Here is a 20,343-nt window from a genome sequence, read left to right on the forward strand (position 1 = left end):
CCTCGACATTAAAAACACCAAACTATGTCTTTAAAATGGCAAATTTGATAGTTCTACATTGCCTCCTGAGAGTATGATCCCCACCTTTTTATTTTTAAACTTTTCCCTTTCCTTTAACAAGGCAGCAAAAGGCACCGCACTTGACGGTTCTATTACCAACTTCATCCGCTCCCAAATCAACTTCATGGCATTGACAATTTCACCCTCCTCCACTCTAATTATATCAGAGACCAATTCCATGATAATGGGAAAATTTATATCCCCTAAGTTAGTTTTAAGTCCGTCCGCAATGGTGTCTGTTGATGTATTGTACTCTATTTTCCCACTCTTAAAAGCTCTATAAGCGTCATCCACTTCCATTGGCTCACCACCTATAACCCTGCAATTGCTCCCTAAATAATGGGCTGCCAATGCCGTACCGGCAATAAGCCCACCGCCACCTACCGGGCTCATAATATACTCCAAACCTGGTTGATCCTGCAATAGTTCCAATGCCGCTGTACCTTGCCCCACAATTACATTCATGTCATTGGATGGATGTAAAAATACAGCTCCCTTTTCCGCAACTATGTTTGCTGCCGATTTTTCCCTGGCCTCCAAGGTAGGCTCCGTAATGGTAACCAACCCTCCATAAGATTTCACTGCCTCAATTTTTACGGCCGGGGCACTGGATGGCATTACTATATAGGCATTCACCCCTAAATTCTTGGCCGCCAAAGCCAAGGCCTGACCAAAATTTCCGGATGAATGGGTTACCACACCTGCCTTTTTTTGGGCCTCACTTAATTGTTGAATGGCATTGATAGCGCCCCGCATTTTAAAAGCACCCATTTTTTGAAGGTTCTCGCATTTAAAGAAAACTTCCGACCCTGCCATTTCATTGAGTAAGCGGGAAGTGAGCACCGGTGTTCTATGAACAAAGGGTGCAACCCTATTCCCAGCTTCTATAACAATCTGCTTGCTAGGTATCATTGGTTATGCGCTTCTAAGGTATTTAGAATTCTAGGGGAATAATCCTTAACCACATCGGCCATTGCCTTTATATGTTCGGGAGTGGTGCCACAACATCCGCCAACTATATTTACCAAGCCTTTTTCGGCATATTCCTTTATCTGTGCCGCCATTTCCTCCGGTGTTTCATCATATTCCCCAAAAGCATTTGGCAATCCCGCATTGGGATGTGCAGAAACGGCATGCTCCGTTTTACTGGAGAGCACCTCTAAATGGGGCACTAACTGACTAGCCCCCAAGGCACAGTTGAATCCTACGGACAAAATGGGTATATGGCTTATGGATATCAAAAAGGCTTCAGCGGTTTGGCCGGATAAGGTTCTACCGGAAGCATCGGTTATAGTACCGCTCACCATTATGGGGACATCTATATTTCTTTCTTCCTTTACCTCTTCAATGGCAAATAAAGCAGCCTTGGCATTTAAGGTATCAAAAATAGTCTCTACCAATAAAATATCCACACCTCCGTCCAAGAGGGCCTCCACCTGCTGTTTATAAGCCACCCTTAATTCATCAAAAGAAACTCCTCTGAAACCGGGATCATTTACATCCGGAGACATACTGGCCGTTTTATTGGTAGGCCCAATACTCCCCGCTACAAAACGCGGTTTATTAGGTTCTTTGGCCGTAAATTCATCAGCGACAGCCTTTGCTATTCTAGCCGACTCATAATTTAATTCGTAGACCAGATCTTCCATATGATAGTCTGCCATAGCAATGGTAGTGCCGGAAAAAGTATTGGTTTCAACTATGTCGGCCCCAGCTGCAAAATACAGACGGTGTACCTCAGCGATAGCTTCCGGCTGGGTAAGGGACAATAGGTCATTATTTCCCTGTAAGGGATGTTCCCAATCCTTAAATCGTTCTCCCCTAAAATCTTCCTCCGTAAACTTATGCCGTTGAAGCATGGTCCCCATGGCACCATCCAACACCAAAATCCTTTCCTTGAGTACGTCCTGAATATTCTTCATATTAGTTTTCAAAAATGTTTGCCCGCTTTAGAACAAACAAAGATACCATCACATATGGCCCAAACTTTTTGGGACCACAAAATTAGAAAATTGACACCCGAAAAACAAAGTATAACAACCCTGTTATAGGTATCAAATAAATTAATAAAATCAAGTAAGGAAAAGTTTTGGACCTGCGTCTTTCTTTATGTTATCTATTCCTAAATTAAATTCCAGACAAATAGAATAAAACATAGGATTAGAACGTAGCACCTTCTTTATTCTTCGCGATAGATACCGACTACGAAAAAGGGTTGCTAAGGCTTCACCGGGTCTAGTCCCTCCGCCTTTCTTGATAACGTTTCAAATTGATAATGAACTAAGTGCAAAGTAACGCATCAGTGCCCTTAAAAGCAAGGAAACACTACTTTATTTTAATACTTCTAAAATATAAATTCACGGGAATAGTGTAAAAATGAAACCTGCCAGATTTTAAGACCTGGCAGGTTAAAATATTGGTAAAATGGTTATTAAGCCAAAATACTTTGAACTACTTCTTTTTTAGCTTCCTTCTTGCTACCGTCAAATCCTTCTACCCCTCCAACAGTGGTATATTTCATTACATAACGCTTTCCAGGATTAATCAACTGGTATGCACTCTGACACATCACAGCAGCTTCATGGAACCCGGACAAAATTAATTTAAGCTTGCCAGGATAGGTGTTTACATCCCCAATAGCATAAACCCCAGGAATATTGGTCTGATAATCGTAGGCGTTGTTAACTTTAATAGCATTTTTCTCTATTTCAAGCCCCCAGTCGCCTATTGGACCCAATTTTGGGGAAAGTCCGAACAAAGGAATAAAATTATCCGCTTCCACATAGGTTTCGCCTTTGGCCTCATCATTGTGCTTTACTACAACGGCTTCCAAATTATCGTCTCCGTACAATTTAACCACTTCTGCTTCCGTAAATAGTTTAATTTTACCCAGCTTGGCCAAATCGGCAGCCTTTTCCACGGAATCCAAGGCTCCCCTGAACTCATTTCTTCTGTGCACCAAAGATACTTCAGCAGCCACATCGGACAGGAATATAGCCCAATCCAAGGCAGAATCACCACCTCCGGAAATAACCACTTTCTTATCCCTGTACACTTCAGGATCCTTAATAATATATGCTACACCCTTATCCTCAAAATCTACCAAATTCGGAATTAAAGGTTTTCTAGGCTCAAAAGAACCCAATCCCCCAGCAATTACTACTACGGGAGCATGATGTTTTGTTCCTTTATTAGTAGTTACCACAAAGGATCCATCATCCAATTTATCCAAAGTTTCGGCTCTCTCGCCCAAAGTAAACCCAGGTTCGAAAGGTTGAATCTGTTGCATTAGATTCTTAACCAAATCTCCGGCAAGAATTTCAGGGAATGCTGGAATATCATAAATAGGCTTCTTAGGATAAATTTCCGAACATTGGCCCCCAGGTTGGGGCAAGGCATCTATAAGATGCGTCTTCAATTTCAACAATCCCGCTTCAAAAACCGTGAACAACCCTGTTGGACCCGCTCCAATAATAAGTATATCTGTCTTTATCATACTACTTTGATTAATTCCTAATTTATAATTGTACCCTTAAATCCTAAACTATTTTAGATAGGTACTTTTCTTTATTATTTATAACACCTGTGGGTGTACTTCTAATGTTTGGGCATAATTCAATACCGCCGATCTGTGTTTTACAACTTCTCCCACCACTATAATCGCCGGGTTGCTCAATTGGCGCTCGACCACGATTTGTTCAATGGTATCTATGGTGCCAATACCCAACTTTTCATCCTCACGAGTACCGTTTTGAATTATTGCAATTGGCATATCTGCCTTACCCTCCAATTTAAAAAGCTCTACGATCTCCGCTAGTTTTCCCATCCCCATCAAAATGACTATTGTGGCATTGGATTTAGCTGCCAAGGCAACATCTGTGGACAACTTATGCTCTTTGGTCGTACCGGTAATTACCCAAAAACTTTCCGCTGCACCTCTTTTGGTAACGGGAATGTTTTGGGATGCCGGTACGGCAACCGAAGAAGAAATTCCGGGCACCATGGCCACTTTCACACCCTTACTGGCCGCATATTCCATTTCTTCTGCTCCTCTACCAAAAACAAAGGGATCCCCGCCTTTTAATCGGACTACATGCCCATGGGTTTTGGCCCTGCTAACAATAAGATCGTTTATCTGCTCCTGCTGATAAGCGTAGCATCCTTTCCTCTTCCCAACAAAAATATGTTCGGCATTAGGCGCATACTCCAATAAGGCTACGTCCACAAGGGCGTCGTACAGTACCACGTCTGCCGCCTGCAAGGCCTTTATGGCCTTTAGCGTTATCAGCTCCACATCGCCTGGTCCAGCACCTACTACGGTTAACTGTCCATGGCTCATGGATTCCTGATTGGAATCAGGAATTACCACTGTGGCATCAACGTGAATATCATTTACCTTATTAATCATTGTTATACGTTTGTCAATTCTAATTTTCTATAAGCCTCTACATTGGCCAAAAACTCTTCGGCATCCTTTAAATAAGCTTTTGCAAAGGCTTCGGTAGGCGCATTCTGATTTAATTGAAGTACCATTTTTTCAAAGCTTTGATCCAATTTAAATTTACCGGACGCCACAAACAACTCATCAAAATCCTTTATAATACTGATGTGCGTATTTACCTTGGTATTTTCGGCAGTCAATAAAGCCTTGGCCGTATTTACCATTGATGAATAGGAATGATAGATACTGGCTGCCCATTTCTCCTCTTCCAAATTCAGTTTTGCTGTTTCAATCTTTTCCTCACTGTCAAACAACAAAGTGGCTATTAAATCTATTACTACCCCGGCACATTCCCCAATACCAATGGCTTGTTCATATTTTTCCGAGGTTCCCCAATCAATAAAATCGGATGCCGTTAGGTTGTCAACATCTGACAAGGGCTTTAGAAAATCATAGAAATACATTTGACCCTTTTCCTCGTAATATTCTACAAAAGGCTTTCCATTCCCGTTTGCATCGTAATCATTTAAAATAAGTCTCAAAGATTCAGGTCCCCTCTTACTAGGTATCTTAATAACCTTATCCGCAAAGCGACCATTTCCATCTCCTAAATTACCACCTCCCAAAAGTACTTGAAGTGCAGGGGCCACCAACTTATCCTTTGTTCTCACGGACATTCCCTGAAAACCAATATTGGCCATATTGTGCTGGCCACAGGCATTCATACATCCACTTATTTTAATAACCACATCCGGGCTATCTATATAGTGTGGGTATTCTGCTTTAATTACCCTTTCCAATTCATCAGCAATCCCTGTACTACTGGCAATACCCAAATTACAGGTATCCGTTCCTGGACAGGCGGTAATGTCCAATGCCGTGTTATAACCAATTTCGGCAAATCCTAATTTTTCCAGTTCTTGGTAAAAGAAGGATACCAAGGATTCCTTAACGTAAGGAATCAATATATTTTGGCGCAGGCTCAACCTAATTTCACTTGCAGCATATTTTTCCACCAAATCAGCCAATTGTCTGGCCTTTTCAATATAAAAATCCCCCAATAGTACTTTTATTCCAATAGCAACATATCCCTGTTGTTTTTGGGGAACCAAGTTTGTGGCCTTCCATTTTTCAAATGCCTTTTGATCCTTAATAGTTACTTCAGGAGCATCATTCTCCGCAATATTTACTTCTGGATAGGCATCTGCATCTATTGCATATGTTTGGACAGGGATTGCCAATTTCTCCTCTTCCAACAATTGCTTAAATCCGTCCAGGCCAATATCCTTAATTAAGAATTTCATTCTTGCCTTTGCCCTACTCTTTCTTTCTCCAAAACGGTCAAAAACACGTACCACACCTTCCATCAAAGGAATAATCTGGTCTGTAGGAAGAAAAGAGTAGATTACATCAGCATGGCGGGGCTGCGATCCCAATCCACCACCCAAAAGCACCTTAAAGCCTCTTACTCCATTTTCAATCTTGGCAATAAAGCCAAGGTCGTGCATGTAGGAAAGACCGGTATCCTCATCGGAGGCAGAAAAGGAAACCTTAAACTTCCTTCCCATCTCCTGACTTATAGGGTTTCTTAAAAAGTATTGAAAAAGTGCATGTGCATATGGGGAAACATCAAAAGGTTCCTTTACATCTATACCGGCAGTTTCACTGGCCGTTACGTTACGAACCGTATTTCCACAGGCCTCCCTTATCGTAATATCATCCTGTTCCAACTGTGCCCATAATTCCGGTGTACGGTTGATATCCACGTAATGGATCTGAATATCCTGACGGGTGGTAATATGAAGTCGACCGGTAGAATATTCCTCCGAAACATCACAAATCCTCCTAAGCTGTTGGGAGCTAACCTTCCCATAGGGCAGCTTTATACGAATCATTTGGACCCCAGGTTGTCTTTGCCCGTAAATTCCCCTGGCCAACCTAAGGCTACGGAATTTCTCCTCGTCCAAATTACCGCCTTGAAATTCACGGATCTTAGCTTCCAATGCTATGATGTCCTGTTCTACAACCGGGTTTTCCACTTCTGTTCTGAAAGTCCGCATGCTACTTATATTTTTTATTCAAAATGATTATTAAATTCTTTTAAAACCTTTATCCCATAGGATTAATAGGTTAAATTGACAACAACTCCATCCCCTTGAGGCTGGAAGGAGGATTAATTTATAAACCCAACCCCGGCCGTTGTATTGGTTTGATTATCTATTAGGATAAAAGAGCCATTGGTTCTGTGATTCTTGAAGGAATCATAAAAAATAGGCTTGTTCAATCTAAAAGTAACCTGTGCAATATCGTTCATTCCCAAAGCAGTGATTGATGTATCTATGCCAGAGTAATCCGGATGAATCTTATGGTGAATGTTCTCGACCTTGGCCAAAACCTTATTTACACCATGTTGCACTACATATTTACCTCCCACGGTCAATTTTTGGGAATCCATCCATGAAACAGTAGCGGTAAATTGCTTGTCGATAGTAGGCAAGTCACCTGCCTTCACCAACATATCTCCCCTACTCACATTGATCTCATCCTCTAAGGTAATGGTTACCGAAGAACGTCTGGTTGCCGTTTTATACTTCTTATCGTAAAAATAAATATCCTTGATCTTGGATCTGGTCATAGATGGCAATACCACTACTTCGTCCCCAACACTTAGTTCACCGCCATACACTTTTCCAGCAAATCCTCTAAAATCGTGGAATTCATCGGTTTTGGGACGTATCACATACTGAACCGGGAATCTAGGGGTACCAACGTTGTAGATATCCTTTCTATCCAATTCCTCAAAATGCTCCAATAGGGTCTGACCTTTGTACCAAGCCATTTTTTCTGATCTGTTTACCACATTGTCCCCTTTAAGCGCACTAACCGGGATAAAGGTAATTTTCTGATCCTGGTAATCGCGCTTGCTCATCAATTGCTCAAAATCGGCCTTGATCTCATTATATCTTTCTTCCGAAAAATCAACCAAGTCCATTTTATTTATGGCTACAATAACATCTTTTATCCTTAATAAATTATTGATAAAAAAGTGTCTGTTGGTCTGCTCAATAACTCCTTTTCTGGCATCGATCAATATAATGGCCGCTTGGGAGGTAGAGGCACCGGTAACCATGTTACGGGTATACTCCACGTGACCAGGAGTGTCCGCTATAATATAACTCTTGTTAGGCGTGGAGAAATAGATATGCGCCACATCTATAGTTATTCCCTGTTCCCTTTCCGCTACCAAGCCATCTGTGGCCAACGAGAAATCCAGATAGTCATATCCTTTCTGCTTAGATGTTTTTTCAATGGCTTCCAACTTATCATCGGTAAGCGATTTGGTATCGTAAAGCAATCTTCCGATCAAGGTACTTTTACCGTCATCTACACTTCCTGCTGTTGCTATTTTTAGTACTTCCATTTCTTTTGTGTTTTGTATTTGGCGTTAGATTTTGTTGACATTATTTTAATTGTCAATCTGCTTCAAATGCCGACTTTAAAAGTATCCTTGTTGTTTTCTTTTCTCCATTGCGGCTTCGGAACGCTTGTCGTCTATCCTTGCTCCCCTTTCGGATATCTTGGATTCCCTAATTTCCCCTACTACCTTTTCAATGGTATCTGCATGGGAAAGCACCGCGGAAGTACAACTCATATCCCCTACAGTTCTAAAACGAACCATACGTTCCTCCACTTTTTCATCTTCAGCACGGAAAACCACATCATCTTCTGCCGACCATATAAATCCGTCCCTTAGGAATATCTTTCTCTTATGGGCAAAATAGATGGAAGGTATTTCTATTTCCTCTTTTTGGATATAGCTCCAAACATCCAATTCCGTCCAGTTACTAATTGGAAAAACCCTTACGTTCTGTCCCAACTCAATCTGACCGTTCAACATGTCGAACAATTCTGGACGCTGATTTTTCTCATCCCACTGACCAAAATCGTCACGAACGGAGAAGATACGTTCTTTGGCACGTGCCTTTTCCTCATCCCTTCTTGCTCCACCAATACAGGCATCAAATTTAAATTCCTCAATGGCATCCAACAAAGTGGTGGTCTGCAACATATTCCTACTGGAGTATTTACCCGTTTCCTCGACCACTTTTCCTTGATCTATGGAATCTTGAACATTACGTACAATTAACTCCACTCCCAATTCCTTGACCAATTTATCCCTAAAGGCAATGGTCTCAGGAAAATTATGTCCGGTATCTATATGCATTAAAGGGAAAGGTATCTTAGCCGGATAAAAGGCCTTCTGGGCCAATCTCACCAAAGTAATGGAATCCTTACCCCCCGAAAACAGCAACACAGGCTTTTCAAACTGGGCCGCAACTTCCCTTAAAATATAAATAGCTTCGTTCTCCAAAGCATTATTGTTCAATACTTCCAATTCAGTCGATTCGTTCACGCCTACTAATGTTTCCAATTCTGATTCTACAATGCTCACAATAATTCTGTATTTAATTGGCTTCCCCTAAAGGAATAGTTCACCAATTGTTAATATTATTTTCTTAGGTATGTAATCCACATTCCCGGTTTTCCAAAACCTTGGTGGGGTCAAAATATTTATGTTCATTGGGCAAATTCCTATCCTTGAGGTAGGCATCCAACTGACTATCGCTATAATGGTAAAAAGGACTCACCTTCAAAACCCCGTCCCTACTTAAACTTAGAATATCCAAAGAATCCCTCAAAGCTGTTTGACCTTGTCTTAGGTTCGTAAACCAAACATCTGGCTTATGCTCCTCCATAGCCCTTCTAAACGGCTCCAATTTCACCTGCTCCGTAAAAAGCTGATGCCTTGGATCATCAATCCCAGGAATTCCCATTATGGCATCCCTATGAGAGGAAGTTTGTTTGGGTACATATAATTTTACATTCAAATGTAATCTTGCAATCAGCTCTTCGGCATGCTTGTAGGTATTGGGCGTATTATAACCAGTATCGCACCAAACAACAGGGATATGAGGGGATACATCCGTCACCGCATGCAAAATAGCCACTTCATATGGACGGAAATTTGTGGTTACCAATGGATTCTTGGCAGACTGTATTGCCCAGGAAATTATTTCTTCTGGTGGTATACCTTTAAATTGTTGATTTAATTTGTGTATTTGCTCCTCTGTATATGCCATTGTCCTCAAATCTTTAATTACTTTGAATTTTGCCTTTTTATTTTCCCCAATTAATCTTGTTCCAGATTCTTTCATGAAAGAAATACAACAACATCTTGGTAAACAACTCTACAACACCTATTGAAAATGCAACTGACAATGTCCCGGTAACGATCCAAGAAATAAGAATGGTATCCAAGGTTCCAATAATTCTCCAACTAATAGATTTGGCAATACTCCTTTTAGGATTTTCGGAAGTCTTATCCGCCTTATAGCTTTTAGTGACAGTACTTGAGTTATTATTTGCAATTAATTGTTCAGCAATCATATGACAAAAAACTTAAATTTATTACCCTATCGATTTAATAGAGTAAGCAAAAATAGAAATATTTTGCAAACCACCATAAAAAAATAATGTTAAAATTCAACTTACCCTATAAATTTAGTAGATTAATAAAATTTCGCTTGAATTTTGAAGATTATTAATGCTTCTAACCAAATTGAAGCATAAACCAAAACACCAACCTAAAAATTATTGCTTATCCCCTAGGGTACCAGATCGGCAAGCGTATTGTTCTTAAAGACCTCAAGGGTACTGTCCCTGACCTGTAGCATCAATTTATGTACGGAACAGCTGGCCTCATCGGGACAGTCCTCACATTTCTCGTAGAAGTTTAAACTTACACAGGGAACCATAGCGATAGGACCTTCCAGCACCCTCATGACCGTAGTAATTGGAATATCCTTGGGTTCCTTAATAAGGTAATAGCCTCCACCTTTTCCTTTTTTGGAACCGAGAAGTCCTGTTTTTCTCAAAGTGAGAAGAATACTCTCCAGAAACTTTTGGGAAATGTTCTCATGTTTGGCTATTTCAGAAATCTGAACAGGGGAACGTCCTTTTTGTGCCGCCAAGAAGGTCAGCGCCTTTAATCCGTATTTTGTCTTTTTGGAAAGCATGAAGCGAAGATAAGGAAAATTAACATTCGCAATAAGACATGCCTCATTTTTACAAAAACAGCTTGGGCACCACTTCAAGCTCACTAAAAAATAGCCTATCCCAGTGCTTGTTCAATATCCGCAATGATATCATCTATATGCTCCAAGCCTACCGAAACCCGTACCATACCATCCGTTATTCCGGATGCCATTCTTTCCTCCACGGACAATTTACTATGCGTTGTAGACGCAGGGTGTGTGACTATACTTCTTGAGTCCCCTAAATTAGCGGACAATGACAACATTTTTATAGCATTGAAGAATTTTTGTCCGGCTTCAACCCCTCCCTTTACTTCAAAAGCTACAACACAGCCCCCTGCCTTCATCTGTTTCTTGGCCACTTCGTATTTGGGATGTGATTTTAAAAAGGGATATTTCACCCAATTAACCTTGGGGTTACCTTCCAGGAATTCGGCCAGCCTCAGTGCATTGTCACAATGTTTATCTACGCGCAATGCCAAAGTCTCCAAACTTTTGGATAGCACCCAGGCATTAAACGGAGATAAAGAAGGACCTGTGATCCTGGAAAAACGATACACTTTATCTATTAAAGCTTTGTTACCAACTGTAATACCGGCCAAAACCCTTCCTTGACCATCCATTAATTTTGTTCCAGAATGGATGACTAAATCGGCCCCATACTTAATAGGTTGCTGTAAATAGGGCGAAGCAAAACAATTATCTATTATATAGATCAAATTGTGTTTTTTGGCAAACTTGCCCAATTCCTCCAGGTCCAAAACATCCACTCCAGGATTGGTTGGAGTTTCCGCATAGATAATTTTAGTTTTAGGAGTGACCAATTCCTCCAATTTATCCAACTCATCTATCTTGAAGTAGCTGGTTGAAACATTCCATTTTGGAAAAAATTGAGTAAACAGACTATGGGTAGACCCAAATATACTTCTAGAAGAAATGATATGGTCCCCACTGTCCAACAGAGCAGCAAAAGTGGAAAACACCGCCGCCATACCCGATGCAAAGGCAAAACCATCCTCGGCCCCTTCCATCTTGCAAACCTTTTCTATAAACTCGGAAGAATTGGGATTGCTATATCTTGAATAAATATTGCGTTCCTTTTCCTCCGCGAAGGAAGCCCTCATATCTTCCGCATCCTCGAAGATAAAACTAGAGGTTAAATACATAGGTGTGGAATGCTCCAAAAATTGGGTGCGCTCTGTTTGGGTGCGTATAGCTTCCGTTTCAAATTTAAAATTCTTCTTCATTATTTCTGATCTATCTAATTCTTTTATCTGCCGTTGTCAATCATAGCAATTGGCCTCGGCACACTTCTTATCGCTCAACTTTATCTCCGAACCACAAAGTTGGCTGAGCCTGGCTGTCGGCAGACAGGCGGAGCCGAAGCCACGTTCAAATTCTTTCCCTTTCAACTCTCACCGATTTCGACTACGCTCAATCTCCAGCATTCCTTGGTGGCTGAGCGGAGCCGAAGCCACAATTCACTTACGACTTGTTCTTCTCTTCAATATAATACTTAAAGTGGGTTTCATTTTTACATTCGGCAAGGCCATTTAATTTAGCCAAATCCCCGCTTATCAACACCTCTTTTTTGTCACGACTCCAACCTTGGATTTGCTTTTCACGATAAAATGCTTTATCAATCCTATCATATTCCTCTACGTAAACCAACCTAACAGGAAGTCTCTTCTTAGTATGGTTAGCACCTTTCCCTGTATTGTGTTCCTTCAACCTTTTGTCCAAATCTACCGTACTACCACAATAATAACTCCCATCTGAGCATTCCAATATGTAGAGGAAACCTCTCACACTTTATATATAATTAAAACTGTTTTATCTCCAAAACGCATAATCTCTACCTCTCAATCTAGGACATTTCCCCGGTGGCTGAGCCTGCCTGTATCCTATGGTTAAAACAAATTTTTTCTCATAAATTTTTTCTATAGTTCAGGATATATACCCCATGGTGTTGACATACGGTGTCCCTCTTACCACTACTGCAAATGCCCTGGCCAATAATTTGTTTCTTATTATATTCAGGGTACTCATTTTATTTTTTCCCGCATCTATTCTTCGGGTATAATAGGCCTTCATCTCTGGATTACATTGAATGGCGGAACCGGCGCAAAGATTCAGCAATGTCTTGCCTTCCTTATTGGCCAGTTGGCTTACCTTGGTCCTTCCCCTTATACTGGTCCCCGATCTGTTGGGAAAAGGGGCAATGCCACAATAGGAGGCGAATTTCCTCCACGATTTAAAAGCTGTGAAGCCAACGGTATGAACGATCATGAACCGGGCCGTTACCGCTCCGATGCCCTTGATGCTGACCAATAACCGATATATAATCTGCAGTTCTGGATCCTGCTCGATAAGCCTATCGAGTTCTTTTTCTATTTTGGTTATCTGCACATCCAGTACCCCGATAATATCGCGCTGTACCTGTAGCAATATGGGCCCCAGATCATTGTTCAGCACTCTTATTTGTTCCCCTAGAGTGGCAATATGCCCTGCGCGCTGTGAAACCAGTTTTCTGCGCATGGACATCAACCGTTTCAGGCTTATCAAAGATTCCTTTGGCATTTGATAGGGCCTTGCCTCTTCCCGGATGCGATATCCGTAAAGGGCGATACGTTTTGCATCCGCTCTATCATCCTTCCCCCTGGCAATGCCCAGGGACCGTTTGATCTCCAGCCCAGGGACCAAGAGAAAGTAATAGCCCTGTTCGCTCAGATAACGGACAAGTTGATGGGTGTAAAGGCCCGTGTGCTCAAAAACGAACAAAAGCTCATTTTTGGCCAGGCCACTAATTTTTATAGACCAATCCACCAAAAACACGATAGCTTCGGGAGTATTTTCAAAAACCTCTTGGGCCCCACTTTTGTGAAGGCAACAATCCAGTGTCAATTTACTGGCATCGATACCGATTACATCTTTTATTTTCATAATTTTATAATGTTTTAATATGGTTGCCTAAACTAAGACCTTTAAAAGATCTGGCTGAAATCCTATATGGTTCTTGGCAACCGGTTAGAAGAACGGGGACTGATACAGGCAATAGGTCACAAACCTTTGCGGCAGGAAAGTTCACCCCGTTCTTTTTTGTTTTACATTAAATTTATGAACATTTTAAAAGTTATGAGTCTCCCCCGGACCCCCTCTTTTCAACATTATTATAGATTATATTTATAATACAAATCTAAAGGTCGGCAGACAGGCGGAGCCGAAGCCACATTCAAATTCTTTCCCTTTCAACTCTAACCGATTTCGACTACGCTCAATCCACAGCATTCCTTGGTGGCTGAGCCACAAAACTTATCCTTTTTCCGCAATACGCAATATATCCCCAAAAACACCTCTGGCAGTTACCGCAGCTCCAGCACCTGCGCCTTGTATAACCAATGGATGCTGCCCATAAGACTCCGTATATATTTCAATGATGGAATCGGACCCCTTTATCTGTCCGAGCGCGCTTTCTTTGGGAACCGAAATCAACTTTACCTCCAATTTCCCTTTTTCCTTCTGTAGGTCACCGGATAGATCCCCTACATAACGCAGAACATGATCTGGTTTTTGTGAATTCTTTATCTTGCTAAACTTTTCATCCAAGATATCCAATCGCTCCAAAAAGCCCTTTACATCACCATCCTGCAAAGATTCCGGGATTAAATTTTCAATGAGAATGTCCGAAAACTCATTGCTAAGATCCAGCTCCCTGGCCAAAATCAATAATTTCCTGCCCACATCATTGCCGGAAAGGTCTTCGCGTGGATCCGGTTCTGTATACCCCAAATCCATGGCTTCTTTCAAAATTTCCGAGAACAAGGCATCCTTTTCCGAAAAAGTGTTGAAGATATAGCTTAAGGATCCAGAGAACACCCCTTTTATCCTTGTAATATTCTCTCCTGAAAGATGTAACAATTTAATAGTGTCTATCAACGGCAATCCCGCACCTACATTAGTTTCATATAAATATTGCTTTTGATGCTTGGCCAGTTCCTCCCTCAGCAGCTGATAATAATCAAAGCGCAAGGTATTGGCAATCTTATTGGACGACACCAAGTCGAAACCATTGTCCACAAAATCAAAATAAGAGGCCACAAATTCTTCATTGGCAGTATTGTCTACCGCAATAAGGTTCTCCAAATGATTGTCCTTGGCATATTTAAATATATCGTCTAACTCGTAAGGTACTGCCTTTTTTTCCATGGAGCTTTTCCAATTTTTGGAAATGCCGTTTTTATTCAAAAGCACCTTTTTAGAATTGGCCACTGCAAAAACATTGATATGGATGCCCTTTCTTTTTTCGATGGTTTTGTTCGATTTAAGAATTTGATCAATGAGGGTCCCCCCCACATTTCCATGACCAAAAATGGCCAAATTTACTTTTTTGCTTATACCAAATATCTGCCCGTGTACTACATTTAGTGCCTTGTGCAAATCTGATTTCTTTACCACCAGACTCACATTTTTTCCCGAAACGGTATTGTTGAACAACAAGGGAACCACTTGGTTTTTAATAAGCGCATTGAAAGGCTTGTGAAAAGTACTCAAGTCCTGTCCTACGATAGAAATAACGGATACTTGATCTATAACGGTAATATTGTTTATATCCTGTAGCTTGAAATCGGTCTGAAATTCCTCTTCCAAAGAAGATTTGGCCAAAGCGGCATTTTTAGCGTCGACCACCAAACCAATACCTCTTTCCGATGACCCCTGGGAAATAATACTAACACTTATGTTATTATTGCCCATTGTCCTAAAGATACGGGCATCTACCCCTACCTTGCCCAATAAACCGCGCCCTTCCAAATTGATCAAGGCCATATTTTCAATAACGGACAAGGATTTTATACCTTCCTTACTGGTCTTGGCACTGATCAAGGTGCCCTCGTTATCGTTATTGAAGGTATTTAGGATCCGCAGTGGAATATTCTTTTCTATTAATGGAATAATAGTCTTCGCATGCAGAATGTTGGTTCCAAAATTTGCCAACTCATTGGCCTCACTATAGGAAAGTTCAGAAATTCTTTTGGCCTCTGTAACCAAATCAGGGTTGGCCGTAAATATACCATCTACATGGGTATAGTTCTGCAACTCTTCGGCATTGAGGTAATTGGCCAATAAGGCGGCGGAATAATTACTTCCGTTTCTACCCAAGGTGGTTGTTTCGTTAAGTTCATTGGATGCAATAAAACCAGTAGTGACAACTACGGCATCCAGATCCAATTTCCCAAACTCACTTTTTACATTTTCCTTGGACAGGGTCTCCAAGACTTTGGCGTCCCCAAAGTTGGAATCTGTTTTAATGAGCTGTCTGGAATCAATAAACTTGGCATTGACACCTCTACCAATTAGTAATTTGGTCACCAATTTTGCCGAAAGCAACTCTCCAAAAGCTAAAACCTGATCTTTTATTTTAGGGCTATAATCTCCCAACAATGCCACACCTTCAAATAACTTTACCAATCCCTTAAATTCCTCTGAGAGATTTACATTACCGTAAGCGTGTTGTTGATATTTTTCAAATTCTTCAAAATCCTTTACATAATCCAACCCCTTGGCCGCTTTGTCCAGCATCGCTTCCAATTCGTCCGTAGCCTTGTTCCTGGCAGAAACCACTACGGCAATATTCTCACCATCAGTAACCTTGTCGGTTATTATCTGAAGTACAGTATCCAAGCCCTCTCCATTGGCCAATGACTTGCCACCAAATTTAAGGACCTTGACTTTTTTAGATCTTCCATTACGCTCAAAAACTCCCTTTAGCAACTCCTCCATTTGATTGAATTCGATCAAGAAGGCATCGTGCCCGTGCAGGGAATGTATTTCCCCATAAGTGACATTGCTGTTGGCCTGGGCCAATTTCTTAAAGGTATCCTTGTTTTCCTGGGCAGTAAAAAAAAGGTCGGAATCTACTCCAATGATATGGATATTGGTATCACTATTCTGAAGATTAATGAATGCCTCTTCCCCATTTCTATTGATATCAATAGTCTTCAACAGTTGATTCATTAGTTTATAGGCCGACAATTGAAAACGTTCCTGTAATTTTTTACCATGGTGCGTTAGCCAACTCTCTACATTAAAGACTTTAAGTTCCTCGTTGGTGCTTCTTTTAAAACGCTCCTTAAAGGATTCCGGTGTCCTATAACATAGCATTGCATGCATACGCGCATCATGTACGGGCTGCTTGGAGTTCACCAAAAACTGCTCCTGAATCTGGCAATTGGCAATAAGCCAGTCCGTAGACTTCCAATCAGATGCTACCGGAATTAGATGCTCAGTTAAGTGAGGATCAATAGCCGCCATTTCCCACGCGATACCCCCACCTAAAGAACCACCTATAAGTGCATATAACTTACTTATTTTTAAGGCCTCCAGTCCCAGAAGGAAAATCTTGGCTATGTCCTTGGCAACAAAATCCTTATAATTATCTATTACAAAACCGTCGTACCCATTTCCTGGTATATTAAAGCAAAGAATGGTGTATTTCTTGGTATCTATACATTTGCCCTCTCCTATCAAGGTTGTCCACCAGCCATTTTCGCCTGCCACATTGGAATTACCTGTAAGGGCATGGTTCACCATTATAATTGGTGCGGAATGCAAGGGTTGGCCAAAGAGCTCGTAGGACAAATTAATATCCAAGGTTTTGCCGCTATAGGTAACGTATTTATTTATTGAAAGATGATGTAACATAGGTTGTTTGAACTAGTAATTTTCTTGAAAGAACATGGTCCTTTATTATGAAAAGACAAGGGAGTGTATTGATATTTCACATATTAATTACAGCACTCCCATATCAATTTGATAATGACTTTATAAGGAAATAAAATAATTTTTATGCTAAAACAGATTTATCAATGACCGAAAATGCCTGCACCAAATCCGCTTTTATATCTTCAATATCCTCCAACCCCACACATAATCGTATTAGATCTTTGGTTACTCCTGTAGCTTGTTGGGCTTCATCATCCAACTGTTGGTGCGTTGTACTGGCAGGGTGAATAATTAAGGACTTGGTATCCCCAATATTTGCCAATAGGGAAAATAGCTTGGTTTCATCTACCACCTTTTTGGCCGAATCGTATCCACCCTTAACTCCGAAGGTCACTATTCCACTTTGTCCTTTTGGAAGGTATTTTTTGGCCAAGGAATAATACGGACTGGTTGAAAGGCCTGGATAGTTTACCCATGCCACTTCTTTTCTATCCTGTAACCATTTAGCCAATTCCAAAGCATTTTCACTGTGTTTCTTGATACGAAGTTCCAAGGTTTCCAAACCTTGAATAATTTGAAAGGCATTAAATGGGCTCAAGGCAGCACCAAGATCCCTTAAACCTTCAATTCTCACTTTTGCAATAAAGGCTGCAGCACCCAAGACATCGTGATAAACCAAACCGTGGTATCCTGGAGATGGCTCCGTAAACTCAGGGAATTTACCACTGCTCCAATCGAAAGTACCTGCATCTACAATGACACCCCCCATAGAAGTTCCATTACCATTGATATATTTTGTAAGTGAATGTATTACAATATTTGCCCCGTGTTCAATTGGTTTTATCAAAGCACTTGTAGCTACCGTGTTATCCACAATAAATGGTATTTTGGCTTTTTTGGCCACTTCTGATATTGTCTTCAAATCCAGCACGTCCAATTTTGGATTCCCAAGGGATTCCACAAAAATAGCTCTTGTATTTTCCTGAATGGCATTGGCAAAGTTCTCCTCGTCCCCTGGCTCAACAAAGGTGGTTGTGATACCCAATCTAGGTAAAGTCACCGCCAAAAGATTATAGGTACCTCCATAAAGACTGCTGGAAGCCACAATATGATCCCCGGTTTTAAGCAAAACCAATAGAGCGGTAGAAATAGCTGCCGTACCAGATGCCGTTACCACACTGGCCAGTCCACCTTCCAAAGCCGCCAAACGCTGCTCTAAAATGTCATTGGTAGGGTTGTTCAGCCTGGTGTAAATAAAGCCAGGCTCCGATAAATTAAAAAGATTGGCCGCATGGTCCGTATTATTAAACACATAGGCGGTATTCTGATAAATAGGCACTGCCCTGGTGCCAGCTGTTAATTTTGTGTCATGTCCTGCATGCAAAGCGTTTGTTGAAAATTTTTGAGTACTCATGATTTCTTGTTTTTTATATTATTAAAATAGATAAAATAAAAAGCCAAAACAAATAATGCGGACAATGCAATATTATAAAATCAAAAAGTTAAAAAGAAAATCCGTTACAGAAGTAACCGTTAGTGTTATCTGCCATGGATACTGTAAAACAAGCCATAATAATTTGGCCCAGTATTTAGGTAGAATTTAGCACCTTCTTTAATAAATGATCAAAGGGTTGCTAAGGCTTCAAAGGGTCTATTCCCTCCACCTTTCTTGATAACAATTCAATAAGTGTTTGAACTTTAGGTTTGCAAATATAGGTATGGAAAATTCTTTTTTCCTAATCTTTTCAATAAAATTATAAATCGAAAGCTTCTTTCACCAAATCCACAGCATCCAATTTCTCCCAGGTAAATAGTTCCACTTCCTTTTCTACACGTCCGTTGTAAGGCGATTCAAACACCTTGATTATTTTTTTAGGGTCTTTGCCCATATGACCGTAGGCGGCTGTTTCCAAATAAATGGGATTTCTTAATTTTAGCCTTTCTTCTATGGAAAAAGGACGCATATCGAACAATTCGGCAACTTTCTTGGCAATCTCGCCATCACTCAAAGCTACTTTAGCGGAACCATAGGTATCCACAAAAATAGAAGTGGGCTCCACAACCCCAATAGCGTAACTAACCTGAACCAAAATTTCATCGGCAACCCCTGCAGCAACAAGATTTTTGGCTGCATGCCTAGCGGCATATGCGGCACTGCGATCTACCTTACTGGGATCTTTTCCACTAAACGCACCCCCACCATGGGCTCCCTTGCCCCCATAGGTATCCACAATAATCTTTCTTCCAGTTAGACCGGTATCACCGTGGGGACCTCCAATTACAAATTTCCCCGTAGGATTAATATGGTACTTTATAGTATCGTTAAAAAGCTTTTGTATTGCCACTGGCAATTGTTCCTTGACCCTTGGAATAAGAATAGAGATAATATCCTTCTTAATTTTGGCCAACATTACATCATCATCCTTATCAAACTCGTCATGTTGGGTAGAAACAACAATAGTATCTATACGTTGCGGAACATTATCATCGGAATATTCGATGGTCACTTGTGCCTTGGCATCTGGCCTTAGATAAGAAATTGCATCTCCTACCCTTCTCAAATCTGCCAAAACCTGCAATATTTTATGGGAAATATCCAGGGCCAGGGGCATATAGTTTTCCGTTTCCTTAGTAGCATAGCCGAACATCATACCTTGATCTCCAGCCCCCTGATCTTCTTTTGCTCCACGATCCACTCCTTGGTTGATCTCTTTGGACTGCTCGTGTATCAAGGAAATAACACCACAGGAATCTCCGCTAAACTTATAATCACCATTGGTGTAGCCAATTTTATTGATAACATCCCTCGCAATTTGCTGAACATCAAGATAGGTGTGGCTTTTAACCTCCCCGGCCAATACCACCTGACCAGTAGTGACCAAAGTTTCGCAAGCCACCTTACTTTCCGAGTCAAAAGCCAAAAAATGATCCAATAACGCATCACTAATTTGATCCGCTATTTTATCTGGATGCCCTTCACTAACCGATTCCGAAGTAAATAAATATGCCATAAATCCTTTCTAAATA

At 40.9% G+C, this 20,343-nt stretch carries 16 protein-coding genes and 2 riboswitches; all 16 genes read right to left on the bottom strand.

The features are described from left to right. Positions 1-30: 30 nt before the first annotated feature. Positions 31-972, bottom strand: coding sequence for a pyridoxal-phosphate dependent enzyme (locus U735_RS0117940; RefSeq protein ID WP_031445146.1), 942 nt, complete (start codon positions 970-972; stop codon positions 31-33). Then, a complete protein-coding gene (locus tag U735_RS0117945; RefSeq protein ID WP_031445147.1) occupies positions 969-1,982 on the bottom strand; it encodes a homocysteine S-methyltransferase family protein in 1,014 nt (337 codons plus the stop codon). Before U735_RS0117945 ends, U735_RS0117940 begins: the two co-directional genes overlap by 4 nt. A 187-nt stretch (positions 1,983-2,169) precedes the next feature. Further along, positions 2,170-2,323: riboswitch (SAM riboswitch) on the bottom strand. 168 nt (positions 2,324-2,491) lie between these two features. Beyond that, positions 2,492-3,556, bottom strand: a complete 1,065-nt coding sequence (locus U735_RS0117950) for an NAD(P)/FAD-dependent oxidoreductase (RefSeq protein WP_031445148.1) — start codon at positions 3,554-3,556, stop codon at positions 2,492-2,494. 78 nt (positions 3,557-3,634) lie between these two features. Beyond that, a complete protein-coding gene (gene cobA / locus U735_RS0117955; RefSeq protein WP_031445149.1) occupies positions 3,635-4,399 on the bottom strand; it encodes a uroporphyrinogen-III C-methyltransferase in 765 nt (254 codons plus the stop codon). Positions 4,400-4,470: 71 nt separating this feature from the next. After that, positions 4,471-6,561 carry a HEPN domain-containing protein gene (locus tag U735_RS0117960; RefSeq protein ID WP_031445150.1) on the bottom strand — a complete coding sequence of 697 codons (2,091 nt, stop codon included), beginning with the start codon at positions 6,559-6,561 and terminating at the stop codon, positions 4,471-4,473. Between the two features lie 113 nt (positions 6,562-6,674). Further along, complete coding sequence (locus U735_RS0117965; protein ID WP_031445151.1) at positions 6,675-7,922, bottom strand: sulfate adenylyltransferase subunit 1; 1,248 nt, start codon at positions 7,920-7,922, stop codon at positions 6,675-6,677. Between the two features lie 75 nt (positions 7,923-7,997). Further along, a complete protein-coding gene (cysD, locus tag U735_RS0117970) occupies positions 7,998-8,897 on the bottom strand; it encodes a sulfate adenylyltransferase subunit CysD (RefSeq protein ID WP_031445152.1) in 900 nt (299 codons plus the stop codon). A 121-nt stretch (positions 8,898-9,018) separates the two neighbouring features. Next, positions 9,019-9,642 (bottom strand): phosphoadenosine phosphosulfate reductase domain-containing protein, encoded by a 624-nt coding sequence (locus tag U735_RS0117975; RefSeq protein ID WP_031445153.1) that lies wholly within the window; start codon positions 9,640-9,642, stop codon positions 9,019-9,021. 37 nt (positions 9,643-9,679) lie between these two features. Continuing rightward, positions 9,680-9,949, bottom strand: coding sequence for a DUF2061 domain-containing protein (locus tag U735_RS0117980; RefSeq protein WP_031445154.1), 270 nt, complete (start codon positions 9,947-9,949; stop codon positions 9,680-9,682). Between the two features lie 218 nt (positions 9,950-10,167). Then, positions 10,168-10,578 carry an RrF2 family transcriptional regulator gene (locus tag U735_RS0117985; RefSeq protein ID WP_031445155.1) on the bottom strand — a complete coding sequence of 137 codons (411 nt, stop codon included), beginning with the start codon at positions 10,576-10,578 and terminating at the stop codon, positions 10,168-10,170. Positions 10,579-10,673: 95 nt separating this feature from the next. Then, the gene (locus U735_RS0117990; RefSeq protein WP_031445156.1) at positions 10,674-11,843 is read right to left on the bottom strand and encodes a trans-sulfuration enzyme family protein; all 1,170 of its coding nucleotides are present in this window, start codon (positions 11,841-11,843) and stop codon (positions 10,674-10,676) included. Between the two features lie 238 nt (positions 11,844-12,081). Further along, entirely contained in the window at positions 12,082-12,405 is a 324-nt protein-coding gene (locus U735_RS0117995; RefSeq protein ID WP_031445157.1) for a GIY-YIG nuclease family protein, read from the bottom strand. A 138-nt stretch (positions 12,406-12,543) separates the two neighbouring features. Next, positions 12,544-13,539: an IS110 family RNA-guided transposase gene (locus U735_RS0118000; protein ID WP_031442240.1), complete on the bottom strand. Its 996-nt coding sequence runs from the start codon at positions 13,537-13,539 to the stop codon at positions 12,544-12,546. A gap of 369 nt (positions 13,540-13,908) precedes the next feature. Continuing rightward, a complete protein-coding gene (gene thrA, locus U735_RS0118005) occupies positions 13,909-17,295 on the bottom strand; it encodes a bifunctional aspartate kinase/homoserine dehydrogenase I (RefSeq protein ID WP_031445158.1) in 3,387 nt (1,128 codons plus the stop codon). 142 nt (positions 17,296-17,437) lie between these two features. Further along, the gene (locus tag U735_RS0118010) at positions 17,438-18,730 is read right to left on the bottom strand and encodes an O-acetylhomoserine aminocarboxypropyltransferase/cysteine synthase family protein (RefSeq protein WP_031445159.1); all 1,293 of its coding nucleotides are present in this window, start codon (positions 18,728-18,730) and stop codon (positions 17,438-17,440) included. 156 nt (positions 18,731-18,886) lie between these two features. Continuing rightward, positions 18,887-18,995: riboswitch (SAM riboswitch) on the bottom strand. 75 nt (positions 18,996-19,070) lie between these two features. Further along, positions 19,071-20,327 carry a methionine adenosyltransferase gene (gene metK, locus U735_RS0118015; protein ID WP_031445160.1) on the bottom strand — a complete coding sequence of 419 codons (1,257 nt, stop codon included), beginning with the start codon at positions 20,325-20,327 and terminating at the stop codon, positions 19,071-19,073. Between the last annotated feature and the right edge of the window lie 16 nt (positions 20,328-20,343).

It is taken from the genome of Arenibacter algicola (assembly GCF_000733925.1).
Classification (GTDB): Bacteria; Bacteroidota; Bacteroidia; order Flavobacteriales; family Flavobacteriaceae; genus Arenibacter; species Arenibacter algicola.

What these genes read in the sequence shown, in the direction of transcription:
- metK (WP_031445160.1), bottom strand. Translation starts at nt 20,327, where the DNA reads ATGGCATATTTATTTACTTCGGAATCGGTTAGTGAAGGGCATCCAGAT.
- U735_RS0118010 (WP_031445159.1), bottom strand. Translation starts at nt 18,730, where the DNA reads ATGAGTACTCAAAAATTTTCAACAAACGCTTTGCATGCAGGACATGAC.
- thrA (WP_031445158.1), bottom strand. Translation starts at nt 17,295, where the DNA reads ATGTTACATCATCTTTCAATAAATAAATACGTTACCTATAGCGGCAAA.
- U735_RS0117965 (WP_031445151.1), bottom strand. Translation starts at nt 7,922, where the DNA reads ATGGAAGTACTAAAAATAGCAACAGCAGGAAGTGTAGATGACGGTAAA.
- U735_RS0117990 (WP_031445156.1), bottom strand. Translation starts at nt 11,843, where the DNA reads ATGAAGAAGAATTTTAAATTTGAAACGGAAGCTATACGCACCCAAACA.
- U735_RS0117950 (WP_031445148.1), bottom strand. Translation starts at nt 3,556, where the DNA reads ATGATAAAGACAGATATACTTATTATTGGAGCGGGTCCAACAGGGTTG.
- U735_RS0117945 (WP_031445147.1), bottom strand. Translation starts at nt 1,982, where the DNA reads ATGAAGAATATTCAGGACGTACTCAAGGAAAGGATTTTGGTGTTGGAT.
- U735_RS0117975 (WP_031445153.1), bottom strand. Translation starts at nt 9,642, where the DNA reads ATGGCATATACAGAGGAGCAAATACACAAATTAAATCAACAATTTAAA.
- U735_RS0117980 (WP_031445154.1), bottom strand. Translation starts at nt 9,949, where the DNA reads ATGATTGCTGAACAATTAATTGCAAATAATAACTCAAGTACTGTCACT.
- U735_RS0117985 (WP_031445155.1), bottom strand. Translation starts at nt 10,578, where the DNA reads ATGCTTTCCAAAAAGACAAAATACGGATTAAAGGCGCTGACCTTCTTG.
- U735_RS0117960 (WP_031445150.1), bottom strand. Translation starts at nt 6,561, where the DNA reads ATGCGGACTTTCAGAACAGAAGTGGAAAACCCGGTTGTAGAACAGGAC.
- cobA (WP_031445149.1), bottom strand. Translation starts at nt 4,399, where the DNA reads ATGAGCCATGGACAGTTAACCGTAGTAGGTGCTGGACCAGGCGATGTG.
- U735_RS0117940 (WP_031445146.1), bottom strand. Translation starts at nt 972, where the DNA reads ATGATACCTAGCAAGCAGATTGTTATAGAAGCTGGGAATAGGGTTGCA.
- U735_RS0118000 (WP_031442240.1), bottom strand. Translation starts at nt 13,539, where the DNA reads ATGAAAATAAAAGATGTAATCGGTATCGATGCCAGTAAATTGACACTG.